Origin of the sequence: Microbacterium karelineae, from assembly GCF_009745985.1 — a bacterium.
Taxonomy (GTDB): Bacteria; Actinomycetota; Actinomycetes; order Actinomycetales; family Microbacteriaceae; genus Microbacterium; species Microbacterium karelineae.
In genome coordinates this window covers 291,301-303,941 of the sequence record NZ_WFIX01000190.1, presented here as the reverse complement: position 1 = coordinate 303,941, position 12,641 = coordinate 291,301, and the positions used below count along the sequence as shown (strand labels likewise).

Here is a 12,641-nt window from a genome sequence, read left to right as displayed (position 1 = left end):
CCGTCGTGTCCGAAACCGCGAATCACCGTCCGCTGACGGTCCTGCTCGGGTGCGACACGTTCGCACCGAACATCAACGGCGCTGCGCGCTTCGCGGAGCGCCTCGCGGCCGGCCTCGTCCAGCGCGGCCACGAGGTCCACGTGAGCGCCCCGAACGAGCGGTACCGACGCCAGAAGCCGGGCGTCGAGCGCGTCGAGGGCGAGGACCTCGTCGTGCATCGGCTGCCGGCGGTGTCGCTGCCGTGGCACGAATGGCTGCGCTTCGTGTGGCCGTGGCGCTCGCGCCACTACGCGCGCCGCGTGCTCGACGCCATCGACCCGGATGTCGTGCACATCCAGTCTCATATCGTCATCGGGCGCGGTCTCACCCGCGAGGCGCGCAAGCGCGGGATCCCCGTCGTCGCGACGAATCACACGATGGCCGAGAACATCCTCGATTCCACGCGCCTGCCCGCGTGGGCGAACCGGATCCTGCTGCGCGAGGCCTGGGCCGACGCGAAGCGCACCTTCGACATGTGCGCGGCCGTGACGACGCCGACCCGGAAGGCCGCGGACTTCCTCGAGGAGACGATCGACGTCTCGGGTGTCGTCCCCATCAGCTGCGGGATCGACATGTCGCAGTACACGGCCGACCTGTCGCCGCGATCGGAGAAGACGATCGTGTTCGTCGGCCGGCTCACGAGCGAGAAGCGCGTCGAGGACATCCTCCGTGCGGCCGCTCGCCTCGACGACGACGTGATCGTCGAGCTCGTGGGGGACGGCGACCAGCGGCCCGGCCTGGAGGCGCTCGCCGACGAACTGGGGATCCGCGACCGGGTCGTGTTCCACGGTCACACGTCTGACGAGGAGCTGCGCGCCGCGCTCACCCGCGCATCGGTGTTCGCGATCGCCTCGATCGCCGAGCTCCAGTCGATCGCGACGATGGAGGCGATGGCGTCTGGGCTTCCCGTCGTCGCCGCGGATGCCGTGGCACTCCCCCACCTCGTGAACGACGGTGAGAACGGCTATCTCTTCGCGCCCGAGAACGTCGACGAGCTGGCCGCCCGCCTGTCCGACGTCCTGGGGGCGTCGCGCGAGCGGTACGGGCAGATGCAGCGCGCCTCGCTCGCGCTCGTCTCCGCGCACGACATCACGCGCACGCTCGACACGTTCGAGGCGCTGTACCGCGGCGAGTCCGTCCCCGCATGAGCCGCCCCCTGCACGTCGTCATGTTCGGCGATCAGCACGTCGAGACGGCGGGCGGCGCCCAGGTGGCGATGCGTCTGCAGCGGAAGTTCCTCGAGCGGGCCGGTCATATCGTGACGATCGTCGCGCCGGCGCGTCACGGCCGCGACCTCACGAACATTCACGACGAGGCATATGTCGATCTGCCGTCCCTTCCCGTCCCGGGCGACCGCGAGTACGCCCTGGTCTGGCCGGGCCGCCGCTCCGAGCGGGCGGTCGACCGCGGCATCGCCCATCGCGTCACGGCGCACGGCGCGCCCCTCCCCGATGTCGTGCACGTGCAGGGCGACTACTGGGGCGCCGCCCTCGGGCACCGCTTCGCGCGCCGTGCACGACTGCCCGTCGTCCACACGATGCACAACCGCGTCGACGTCGGGATCGCCGCGACGACGCCGTTCCCCCGCTCCGCGCTGCGGGTGCTGAACGCGTGGCGGCGGCGCGCGCTCCCTGGCTCGGGGCCGGGATCCGACGGCTGGGCGTACCTGCGCGGCATCGCCTCGGGGGCGACGGCCGTGACGGCGCCGTCCGCGCACTTCGCGCGGCGCCTCGAGGAGCACGGCGTGTTCGGATCCGTCGACGTCGTCTGGAACGGCATCGACGATGACGTGCTGCGGGATCTTGCGGCCGCCGCGCCGTCCGGGGCGCTGATCTGGGTCGGGCGGATGAGCGCCGAGAAGCGCCTGCTGCCCTTCCTGCAGTCGTATTCACAGAGCGGCATAGACATGCCGGTGGAGATCGTGGGCTCCGGCTTCCAGCGCGAGGCGGCGGAGCGATACGTGCAGGCGCACGGACTCTCGAAGCGGGTGCGGTTCCTCGGGCGCCTGTCGTACCCTGGCGCGCTCGCGAGGATCGCGGCGGCCTCGGCGCTCGTGCAGACCTCGATCGGCTTCGAGACCCAGGGGATGACGCCGTTCGAGGCGGCCCAGTTCGGGACGCCGTCGGTGATCAGCGACCCGGACATCGCAGACGAGATGGGCGAAGGTGTGTGGCGTGTGCCCTCTGCGCAGTCGGAGGACGGGCGGATCCGCGAGCTCGCGACGACGCTGCGCGACGTCGATCGAGACATCCGTCTCGGATCCGCTCCGGCGCCCTCGGAGGGCGTGCGCCGCGAATTCGTGCAGTCGTCTCGCACCGCCGCGATGATCGACATCTACCGACGGGTGCTCATCTGATTGGCGCAGCCCGTCAGTGAGGACGTCAGTGATATTGAGTGAGCTATCACTGAGAGATGACTGACGCTCTCACTGAGGCTGGGTGGACAGATGGAGACATCGCAGGGAGCCTTGGGGGGTCGCGCAGCGCCTTCGAATCTCCGGCACCGATCTGGCGCAGATCGAAGTGAAGTCGGTGGCAGGAGGCGTGCCGAAATCGCTCTGGGAGACTGTCAGCGCATTCAGCAACCGTGGCGGAGGTCTCATCCTCCTCGGGTTGGACGAGCAGGCGGGCTTCGCGCCAGCTGATGGATTCGATGCGGCAGCAGTGCGCGACGCGATATCTGAAGTGCTTCGTCCTCGCCGAGAGTCTGAGCCCGCCGGACCGGTCACGCCTCGGCCGCACGGATCGGTGGACATCGGGCTCGTGGATGACGCACCTGTCGTCGTCGTCGAGATCGAGGAGCTCCCCGCCGACCTGCGGCCGGTCTATGTCAGCTCACAGGGCGTGCAGCGGGGGACCTATGAGCGTGTCGGCGATGGCGACCGTCGGATGAGTTCGTATGGGGTGTTCCTCCTCACGACGAACGCTACGCTGCCCGGACTTGACGTGACGTCGGTGGACGGCGCAAGCATCTCGGATCTGGATGCGAGCCAGATCGATCGATTCCTCGAGAGGATCAGGCGTACCCGACCGCGAACCATCGAGGGTTTGGCGTCCACCTCGGCCGCTCTGCGTCGGCTCAGGGTCCTCTCGAGCGACGAGAGGACACCGACGGTTGCGGGTCTCCTCTGCTTCGGGCGCTACCCGCAGGAGTTCCTTCCGCAGGCCATGGTCTCGTTTGCGGTCTACCCGGGGGTGGCCAAGGAGCAGCTCGTCGGGGATCTTCGGATGATCGACAGGCGTATCCTCGAGGGCCCGATTCCGCTGATGGTCGAAGATGCGGTGCGCGCGACTCTCGAGAATCTCAAGACGCGCCGAGTGTCGCGAGGTGCCGGTGCGCGGGATGAACCTGAGATCCCTGTCGACGCGATTCGTGAGGGCGTAGCGAACGCTCTGGCGCATCGTGACTACAGCGCGCAGGCGCTCGGCGAACAGGTGCGGGTCGAGATGTTCCCCGATCGCGTTGAGATCTCGAATCCCGGCGACATCTGGGGTGGGCGACGCGTGATCGATCTGTTCGAGGGCGTATCCAGATCGCGAAACGCGGCGCTCGCAAGCCTGCTGACCGATGTCCCTCTCCCGGGGCGCGATGACACGGTCTCGGAGAACGGGGGATGCGGGATTCCGCGTATGGCGGGAGCTATGGGTCTCGCGGGCCTCGGCACCCCGAGGTTCGACGTGACGTCCACGCACGTCACGCTGTCGCTGGATAGGCACGGTCTTCTCGATCCCGACGAGGAGTCGTGGCTCGCAGATGTCGGTGCGGAGGATCTCCCCGCTGAGAGTCAGAGAGTCCTGGTGCTCGTTCACAGAGGGGTGCCAGTGGACATTCACGTGCTTCGCACGACCTTTGGAATGGACTGTCGAGATGCCGAGTCGCTGCTGCGTCGACTGACGGAGCAGCGCTGGCTGGGCTATCCGCTGCACCTGGGGCAGGCCTACCGAGTCGGCGAACGGCTGGCGTCGCGGGAGGCTGAGCTCGATCTCCTCGAGGGGATCGGGCCGCTCAGCTCGCGCACGGAGCTCGATGAGCGGATCATATCCGCTGTCCGAGACGCGGGGGAGCTGGACGTGCATTCGATCGCCGCGCGTGTGCAGCGCACCTTGCCGACGGTGAGACCGCGGCTGAGGGTGCTGGTGGAGGAGGGCGCGTTGATCGCGACCGCGCCACCGACGAGCAGAAACAGGCGCTATCGCCCTGGCGTCAGCGGTTGACGTCGTCGCGGTGCACCGGGAACCCGCGGTCGCCGCCGGGGAGGGCGGCGCCGAGCGCGGCGAGCCCGATGAGGGCGCGTATCGCGAGGAGAGTGGTCAAGGTCGGTGAACCCAGTCGTCGATGCCGTGGCGGGGGAGCCCGTAGCCGTCCCGGGGGAGGGCGAAGGCGGTCGCGCCGATGCCGATGAGCGCGAGGACGAGGAATGCGATGGCGAGGATCATGGCAGGAACGCTACGGTTGCGCAGATCCTGTCGCGAGTGGCAGAGTGGTCATGCATCATCAGAATCCTGCCAACAGAGGTGCTGTATGAAGACCGTCGCCTGCATCGTCCAGGAGGGCTTCGCCCCATTCGAGTTCGGTGTCGCATGCGAGGCGTTCGGCCTCGACCGCTCAGCGCAGGGCGTCCCGAACTTCGACTTCCGTGTGGTCGCTGCCGAACCGGGCGAGATCCGCAGCAAGCTCGGCTTCTCGCTCCTCGTGGAGGAGGGCCTCGGATTCGCCGACGAGGCCGACCTCGTGATCGTCGCGGCGACACCGCATGAGTACTGGGACGAGCAGGATCCGCGCATCCTCGACGTGATCCGCCGCGCCGTCGACCGCGGGGCGTGGGTGCTCAGCGTGTGCAGCGGGGCGTTCACGCTCGCGAATGCGGGTGTCCTCGACGGGCGTCGTGCGACGACGCATTGGATGTACACCGACGAGATGGCGCGGCGTCACCCGACGATCGACGTGAATCCCGATGTCCTCTATGTGCAGGACGACCGCATCATCACGAGCGCGGGGACCGCGGCGGGGATCGATGCCTGCCTGCACCTGCTGCGGCAGGAGATCGGCGCCGATCTGACGAACGTGATCGCGCGACGCATGGTCGTCCCCCCGCAGCGCGACGGAGGGCAGGCGCAGTTCATCGACCGTCCGCTGCCCGAGTATGTGAGCACGTCGCTCGCCCCCGTCGCCGATTGGGCGCTGGACAACCTGCACCTCGAGCTGACGGTGGAGGACATGGCGGCGCGGTCGCACATGTCGCCGCGTACCTTCGCGCGGCGCTTCAAGGCCGATCTGGGCGCGACGCCCGCCGCGTGGCTCGCGCGGCAGCGCGTGCTGCATGCACAGCGGCTGCTCGAGCGCACCGACTTCGGCATCGACCGGATCGCGGACGACTGCGGGTTCGGATCCGCCGCGGTTCTGCGTCAGAACTTCACGCGCATCCTCGGGATCACCCCGAGCGCCTATCGCGACCGCTTCCGCTGCCTTCCCGCGACGCAGAACGACGTCGCACCGGCCGCCTGAGGCCGCGTCAGCGGTATAGAACCGCTGACAGCAGGGGCGCGAGGATGCCGTACAGCGCCGACAGGAGGTGCGCGGCGGCGATGCCGATCGCGATGCCGGCCATGACGGGGCGGGATCCGCGCGCGGCGAGGATGCCGAGGATGAGAGCGGCGACCGCGACGAGTCCGAAGAGGATCGCGGTGGCGCCGCCGAACGCCCCCGCCGCACCGAACGAGGCGCCGGAGGAGGCCATGATCGCGAGGACGACGAGCGACCCGACGAGCGACCCGAGGGCGGCGATCGCCGCCAGGATCAGCGCTGCGAGGGCGAGGCCCGCCTGTTCGGACCCTCGAGGTGCGCCCGCGACCGCTCGCCCATAGGCGGAGTCGTAGGGGTTCGGCGCGGCGGGTGTCGTCATGGGACTCACACTACGCCGGGCCGAGGAGGTGCTAAACTTGAGTCGCATTGACTCATGTTTGCACGACGGGGGAGGAACCATGGCACAGGCCCAGCAGCCGCAGGACGAGCAGCAGAGTGCGCTCGAGCAGTTCGGCATCAATCTCACGGAGCGCGCTCGCCGCGGGGCGCTCGACCCCGTCATCGGGCGCGACGGCGAGATCCGGCGCGTCAGCCAGGTGCTCACCCGCCGCACCAAGAACAACCCCGTGCTGATCGGCGAGCCGGGCGTCGGCAAGACGGCCGTCGTCGAGGGGCTCGCGCAGCGCATCGTCGCGGGCGATGTGGCCGAGAGCCTCAAGGGCAAGGAGCTCATCACCCTCGACATCTCCGCGCTCGTCGCGGGCGCGATGTACCGCGGGCAGTTCGAGGAGCGCCTCAAGAACGTGCTGACGGAGATCACCGAGTCCGAGGGGCGCGTGATCACGTTCATCGACGAGCTGCACGTGCTCATGGGCGCGGGCGGGGGAGAGGGATCCGTCGCCGCCGCGAACATGCTCAAGCCGATGCTGGCGCGCGGCGAGCTGCGCATGATCGGTGCGACGACGCTCAACGAGTACCGCGAGTTCATCGAGAAGGACGCCGCGCTCGAGCGCCGGTTCCAGCAGGTGTACGTGGGCGAGCCCGCCGTCGACGACACGATCGCGATCCTCCGCGGGCTCAAGCAGCGGTACGAGGCGCACCACAAGGTGTCGATCAGCGACGGCGCTCTCGTGGCCGCCGCGTCCTTGTCGCATCGCTACATCCCGAGCCGCCAGCTGCCGGACAAGGCGATCGACCTGATCGACGAGGCCGCCAGCCGCCTGCGGATGGAGATCGACTCGGCGCCCCTCGAGATCGACGAGCTGCGCCGCCACGTCGACCGGCTGAAGCTCGAGGAGCTCGCCCTCAAGAAGGAGAAGGACGATGCCGCGAAGGAGCGACTCGCGACCCTGCGCGAGACCCTCGCCGTCCAGGAGGAGAAGCTGCAGGGGATGCAGGCGCGGTGGGAGGCCGAGCGTGCGTCGCTGAACCGCGTCGGAGACCTGAAGACACGGCTCGACGACGCGCGCGTCGAGGCCGAGCGCGCGCAGCGCGAGGGCGACCTCGAGAAGGCATCGCGACTGCTGTACGGCGAGATCCCTGCGCTCGAGCGCGAACTCGACGCGGCCGAGAAGGCCGAGCAGTCGGACGAGCGCATGGTGGGGGACCAGGTCACGGACGAGGACATCGCCGGCGTGATCGCGGCGTGGACGGGGATCCCCGTCGGGCGCCTGCTGCAGGGCGAGAGCGAGAAGCTCCTGCACCTCGAGAACGAGCTCGGGCGCCGGCTCATCGGCCAGCACGAGGCCGTGACGGCCGTGTCGGACGCCGTGCGCCGCTCGCGCGCGGGGCTCAGCGACCCGAACCGGCCCACCGGATCCTTCCTGTTTCTCGGCCCGACGGGCGTCGGGAAGACCGAGCTCGCGAAGGCGCTCGCCGAGTTCCTCTTCGACGACGAGCAGGCGATGGTGCGCATCGACATGTCGGAGTACGGCGAGAAGCACTCCGTGAGCCGGCTCGTCGGAGCCCCTCCCGGATACGTCGGCTACGACCAGGGTGGCCAGCTGACAGAGGCCGTGCGGCGTCGTCCCTACAGCGTCGTGCTGCTCGACGAGGTCGAGAAGGCGCACCCCGAGGTGTTCGATGTGCTGCTGCAGGTGATGGACGACGGGCGGCTGACCGACGGGCAGGGCCGCACGGTCGACTTCAAGAACGCGATCCTCATCCTCACGAGCAACATCGGCTCGCCGATCCTCATAGATCCGACGATCGCGCCCGACGTCAAGCGCGAGCAGGTGCTGCAGCTCGTGCAGGCGTCGTTCAAGCCCGAGTTCGTCAACCGCCTCGACGACATCGTCGTGTTCCATTCGCTCAGCGAGGACGAGCTCGCGCAGATCGTCGAGCTGCAGGTCGACCTGCTGCAGCGGCGCCTGTCGGATCGTCGGCTCACGCTCGCCGTCACGCCGGACGCGCGGGCGTGGCTCGCGGAACGGGGATACGACCCGGCGTTCGGCGCGCGCCCGCTGCGGCGCCTGATCCAGAAGGAGATCCAGGATCGCCTGGCGCGCGGGATCCTCGCCGGCCACATCCACGACGGCGACACGGTGCGCGTCGACGTCGCGGCGGACGGCGCGCAGCTCGCCCTGACAGGGGCGTAGAGCCCGCAGGTCAACAGGTCTCCGTCGATTCCGCTGCAATCAGCTGCGGACTCGACGGAGACTTGCTGGTTCTCAGAGCGGAGGCTGCGGATCGGGACGGGCGCACTGCCGCGGCGGTCAGGTGTCGGCGTCCAGTCGGCCGTGCACGTAGCCCTGGATGGCGACGACAGCTGCGCCCTGGCACCACGACGTGTTCTCGCCGCTCGCGAGTTCGATGCGCACGGGGTCGGCACGGGGATCGCGGTTCTCGAGGACCCCGTCAAGAATGGCCTCCTCAGTCGAGGCGGCGAGGGCGACCCCCTCGCCGCCGATGATCACGAGTTCGGGAGCCGTGAGATTCGCGACCGCGGCGATGAGCCTTCCGAGCGCGCGGCCCGAGGCCGTGAAGATCTGACGGGCGGCGGGGTCGTCTGAGTGGACCAGGCCCAGCGCCTCGTCCCATCGCACGGGATGTCCGAGCGCGGCGGAGAGGTCCTTCTCGATCGCCGGAATGGTCAGCATCGCGTCGGCGCAGCCGCGGTGCCCGCGTCGGCAACGAGGGCCGAACGGATCCAGCGGCCAATGGCCGACCAGCCCGACGCCGGCGTCGGGCCCGGCGAGAAGTCGGCCATTGGCGATGCTGCCGAAGCCCACGCCGACGCCGAGCGTGATGACCGCGAAGTTGTCGTGTCCGGATCCGAGTCCGAACCAGTGCTGCGCCTCGGTGAAGGCCGCGAGGTCGTTGGCCGCGAAGACGGGGCAGGAGACCCGGGCCCTCACGAGCGAGGCGAGCGGCACCTCGTGCCAGTCGAGGAACGGCGCGCTGCTGACAGAGCCGCGGCCGTCGACGACACCGCCGAGACCGATGCCGACGGCCGCGATCCGCAGTCCGCCGCCGATCTGCGTGGCGAGGTCCGCGATCCGAGTGGCGACGTATTCGGGCGCGTGAGATTCGAGGAGCGCCTCGCGATGGTCGAGCACATCCGCGCGGAGGTTTGTGAGGACGGCCATGATCCGGTCGCCTGCGAGCTTCACGCCGACGAAGTGGTGGGCTTCCGGCATGACGTCGAGCGGGATCGACGGGCGTCCCGTCCGGCGCTCGGCGAGATGCGGTGATTCGACGAGGAGGCCTGAGCGGATGAGATCTGTGCTGATGCGCGTGAGCGTGGCCGGAGCCAGGCTGAGGCGTCGCGCAAGGTCCGATCGGCTCAGCGGCCCGTGCAGGAGCACTTCCAGTGCCACGGCCTGCGCGAGATCGTCGGTCGGTTGCCACGCCATCGTGCCCCCTTAAGTTCGACGTGTGAACTAATGCGTCGGAATCACGACTCTATAAGACGGGGTTGACAGTAGTTACTTCATCAGATGAAATAACTCTGCGGTCAACGGGTGATCGCACTCGATCCAGGAGTCACTGCAATGAAGCACATGCGTTGGGCGGCTGCCGCCGCCTTGGCCACAGCGAGCGGGCTCGTCCTCACCGGATGCACCGGCGGCACGGACTCGACGACCGGGACCGTCACCCTGACGTACTGGGGAACGTACGGCAACGGCGGGAACAGCGCCCAGACGCAGGTTCTCGAGGATGAGCTCATTCCCGCGTTCGAGGAGGCGCATCCCGGCATCGAGGTGGACTACGTCGACATGCCGTACGACGGGCTCAAGCAGAAGCTCACGACGAGCGCCGCCGGCGGTGAGCTGCCGGACCTCGTCCGTTCGGATATCGGTTGGGTCGCCCAGTTCGCTGAGCTGGGCGTCTTCCGACGGCTTGATGGCGCCATGCCCGGATTCGACCAGCTGTCCGAGGCCGTGTATCCAGGGACGCTCCAGACCACATCCTGGAACGGCCATTACTACGGACTCCCGCTCAACACGAACACCCGCGTGCTCGTCACCAGCCAGGAGGCGCTCGACGCCGCGGGGACAGACACTCCGCCGGCGACCTTCCAAGACATCCGCGCGTTCGCGGACGCCCTCGATGGCACCGGCATCGCGGCCTTCGCCGACAGCGGGCTCAGCGCCTGGAACGTCATGCCGTGGATCTGGTCCGCGGGCGGGGATGTCGCCGACGCTGAACTCACCACCGCGACCGGCCACCTCGACAGTGAAGAGAGCATCGCCGGCGTTCAGCTCCTCGTCGACCTGTACCAGGCGGGGAGCATCCCGAATCTCATCACCGGCAACGCCGGCGCGACGTCGACGAGCGACGGTCTGCCGGGCGGGCAGTACGCCGCAATCCTCGACGGTCCGTGGATGCAGGACATCTGGGCCGGGCAGTATCCGGACTTCGATCCGATCTACGCGCCCGTTCCTGCAGGCGACGGCGGATCCATCAGCGTCGTGGGCGGCGAGAGCATCGTGGTCACAGAAGGTGCTTCATCTGGAGATGCCGCGTACGCGTTCGTAGAGTTCACCCAGTCCGAGCAGTACCAGCTGGGAATGGCGAAGGCGGGTCAGATGACCGTCAAGCCCGAGTTCGCTGATGCGCAGGCGGAGATCGCCCCGTACTATGCAACGTTCTCCGACCAGCTCGAGGCGGCTCGCGCACGTCTCCCGATCCCGCAGGCGGGCGAAGTCGACACGATCCTCTCCGCTGAGCTCGTCCCTGCTTTCGAAGGCGACGTCTCGGTGGCGGACGCGCTCGCGGCGGCCGCCGCGCAGATCGACACCCTCCTCGCTGAGAACGACTGATGACGGTCCTGGAGGGGCGGCCCGTGGTGACTGAGGTCGCCCCGCCGGGCGTGCGCGCGCCGAGGACACGGCGCCGAGGTCGGCGGTCGGCGACTCCGTACCTGTTCCTGGCGCCGGGCGTCGTGCTGTTCGGCGTGTGCATCCTGTATCCAATCGTGCAGGCGCTGCAGATGAGTCTCTATGACTGGAACGTCCTGCAGGGCGCCGCGAGTGAATTCCTCGGGCTGGACAACTACGCCCGGGCCATCGCCGACGACCGTTTCTGGCTGAGTCTCGCCAACAGCGGTGTGTACATGCTGTTCACGGTTCCGCCGCAGATCGTGCTCGGCCTCGCCATCGCGCTCCTCCTGCGTTCGAAGGCACCGGCGCAGCCGCTGTTCCGGGTGCTGTTCTACCTCCCTGTCGTCACGAGCTGGGTCGTCGTCTCGTTGCTGTTCAAATACCTGTTCGCAGATGAGGGACTCATCAACTTCGCGCTCGGAGACATCCTCCGAGTCACGGCGGGTGATACCTCGTGGCTGTCCGAACGGTGGACGGCGCTGGTCGCCATCTGCGCGCTGGGTGTGTGGAAGGGCATCGGATGGTCGATGATGATCTTCCTCGCGGCGCTGCAGGGCGTCCCGAAGTCACTCGAGGAGGCCGCGATCGTCGACGGCGCCGGCTGGGCCCAGCGGTTCCGCGTCGTCACGTTGCCGGCGATCTGGCCCGCGACGATCTTCGTCACGGTCATGCTCGTCATCGGTGGATTCAACGTCTTCACGTCCGTACTCCTCATGACCGCCGGCGGGCCCGGCGGTCAGACGGAGGTGCTCTTGACCTTCATGTACCGACAGGCCTTCTCGGAGCTCGACTTCGGCTACGGGGCTGCGCTTGCGGTCATCCTGACGATCATCGTGTTCATCGCGTCCGCGATCCAGCTCCGCGTGTTCCGCGGCCAGGACGGTGAAGCGCGATGATGCCGAAGGCCAGGAGGCGCTCGCTCGTCGCCCTGAGGCTGGCTGCGCTCGTGGTCGGGGCGGCGATCATGACGACGCCGTTCGCGTACATGCTGTCGACCTCGCTCAAGCCCCAGGCGTTCGTACTGGCCACGCCGCCGCAGTTCATACCCGATCCCGTCACCCTGGACAACTATGTGCAGGCGTGGACCACGCAGGACTTCGCCCTGTACGCGGTGAACTCCGTCGTCGTCGCCGTGGTGTCAACCGCGATCTCGGTGCTGATCAGCTCGATGATGGCGTACGCGTTCGCCCGATTCGACTTCCCCGGCAGGGAGACGATCTTCCGGGTGCTGCTGCTCGGGCTCATGGTTCCGGCGATGATGATGATCATCCCGCAGTTCATTCTGGCGAAGCAGCTCGCGCTGCTCGATTCGCTCGTCGGCCTCATCGTGTTCTACGTCGCCGGCTCGTTGGCGCTCAACACCTTCCTGTTGAGGGGGTTCTTCGCCGCCATCCCGTTCGAACTGGATCAGGCGATGCAGGTGGACGGCGCGAACGCCTGGACCCGGTACTGGCGCCTCGCGCTTCCGCTCGCTCGGCCCGCGTTGGCCACGACCACCATCTTCACGTTCCTCGCGAGCTGGGATGAGTTCGCGTGGGCGCTGACCATCATCAGCAGCCCGGAGAACCGCACCCTGCCGATCGCCATCCAACTCTTCCAGGGGCAGAACGCGACGCAGTGGGGACTCGTCTTCGCGGCGTCGATCATCGCGATCGTCCCGGTCATCGTCGTCTACCTCGTCTTCCAGCGTCACTTCGTGCAGGGCCTCACGTCAGGAGCCGTCAAAGGATGAACTCGACCGATCTCACTCTTCTC

11 protein-coding genes are annotated in these 12,641 nt (G+C 68.2%); 8 read left to right on the top strand and 3 right to left on the bottom strand.

The window, feature by feature from the left end:
- The first annotated feature begins 5 nt into the window (after window positions 1-5).
- The 3 genes from GB932_RS14585 to GB932_RS14575 all read left to right on the top strand — a co-directional run bounded on the left by GB932_RS14585 (window position 6) and on the right by GB932_RS14575 (window position 4,253).
- Window positions 6-1,187, top strand: a complete 1,182-nt coding sequence (locus GB932_RS14585; RefSeq protein ID WP_156761416.1) for a glycosyltransferase — start codon at window positions 6-8, stop codon at window positions 1,185-1,187.
- On the top strand, window positions 1,184-2,395 hold the full coding sequence (locus GB932_RS14580; protein WP_231916221.1) for a glycosyltransferase: 1,212 nt from the start codon (window positions 1,184-1,186) through the stop codon (window positions 2,393-2,395). Before GB932_RS14585 ends, GB932_RS14580 begins: the two co-directional genes overlap by 4 nt.
- A gap of 82 nt (window positions 2,396-2,477) precedes the next feature.
- Entirely contained in the window at window positions 2,478-4,253 is a 1,776-nt protein-coding gene (locus tag GB932_RS14575) for an ATP-binding protein (RefSeq protein ID WP_156761415.1), read from the top strand.
- A gap of 96 nt (window positions 4,254-4,349) precedes the next feature.
- Here GB932_RS14575 and GB932_RS19665 read toward each other — a convergent pair whose 3' ends face one another.
- Window positions 4,350-4,475, bottom strand: a complete 126-nt coding sequence (locus GB932_RS19665) for a hypothetical protein (RefSeq protein ID WP_306769965.1) — start codon at window positions 4,473-4,475, stop codon at window positions 4,350-4,352.
- An 85-nt stretch (window positions 4,476-4,560) separates the two neighbouring features.
- Here GB932_RS19665 and GB932_RS14570 point away from each other — a divergent pair, with 85 nt between their 5' ends.
- The gene (locus GB932_RS14570) at window positions 4,561-5,544 is read left to right on the top strand and encodes a GlxA family transcriptional regulator (protein WP_156761414.1); all 984 of its coding nucleotides are present in this window, start codon (window positions 4,561-4,563) and stop codon (window positions 5,542-5,544) included.
- Window positions 5,545-5,551: 7 nt separating this feature from the next.
- Here GB932_RS14570 and GB932_RS14565 read toward each other — a convergent pair whose 3' ends face one another.
- Entirely contained in the window at window positions 5,552-5,941 is a 390-nt protein-coding gene (locus GB932_RS14565) for a hypothetical protein (RefSeq protein ID WP_156761413.1), read from the bottom strand.
- Between the two features lie 79 nt (window positions 5,942-6,020).
- Between GB932_RS14565 and GB932_RS14560 the strand changes: the two genes are divergently transcribed.
- Window positions 6,021-8,159 (top strand): ATP-dependent Clp protease ATP-binding subunit, encoded by a 2,139-nt coding sequence (locus GB932_RS14560; RefSeq protein ID WP_156761412.1) that lies wholly within the window; start codon window positions 6,021-6,023, stop codon window positions 8,157-8,159.
- A gap of 117 nt (window positions 8,160-8,276) precedes the next feature.
- Here the strand turns inward: GB932_RS14560 and GB932_RS14555 are convergent, their stop codons facing one another.
- Window positions 8,277-9,416, bottom strand: coding sequence for an ROK family transcriptional regulator (locus tag GB932_RS14555; RefSeq protein ID WP_156761411.1), 1,140 nt, complete (start codon window positions 9,414-9,416; stop codon window positions 8,277-8,279).
- Window positions 9,417-9,554: 138 nt separating this feature from the next.
- Here GB932_RS14555 and GB932_RS14550 point away from each other — a divergent pair, with 138 nt between their 5' ends.
- Genes GB932_RS14550 through GB932_RS14540 form a run of 3 tightly spaced genes read left to right on the top strand, consistent with a single transcriptional unit; the run spans window position 9,555 to window position 12,618 of the window.
- Window positions 9,555-10,826 (top strand): extracellular solute-binding protein, encoded by a 1,272-nt coding sequence (locus tag GB932_RS14550; RefSeq protein ID WP_156761410.1) that lies wholly within the window; start codon window positions 9,555-9,557, stop codon window positions 10,824-10,826.
- 23 nt (window positions 10,827-10,849) lie between these two features.
- Window positions 10,850-11,782 carry a carbohydrate ABC transporter permease gene (locus tag GB932_RS14545; RefSeq protein WP_231916220.1) on the top strand — a complete coding sequence of 311 codons (933 nt, stop codon included), beginning with the start codon at window positions 10,850-10,852 and terminating at the stop codon, window positions 11,780-11,782.
- Window positions 11,779-12,618, top strand: coding sequence for a carbohydrate ABC transporter permease (locus GB932_RS14540; RefSeq protein WP_156761408.1), 840 nt, complete (start codon window positions 11,779-11,781; stop codon window positions 12,616-12,618). Before GB932_RS14545 ends, GB932_RS14540 begins: the two co-directional genes overlap by 4 nt.
- The last annotated feature ends 23 nt before the right edge of the window (window positions 12,619-12,641 follow it).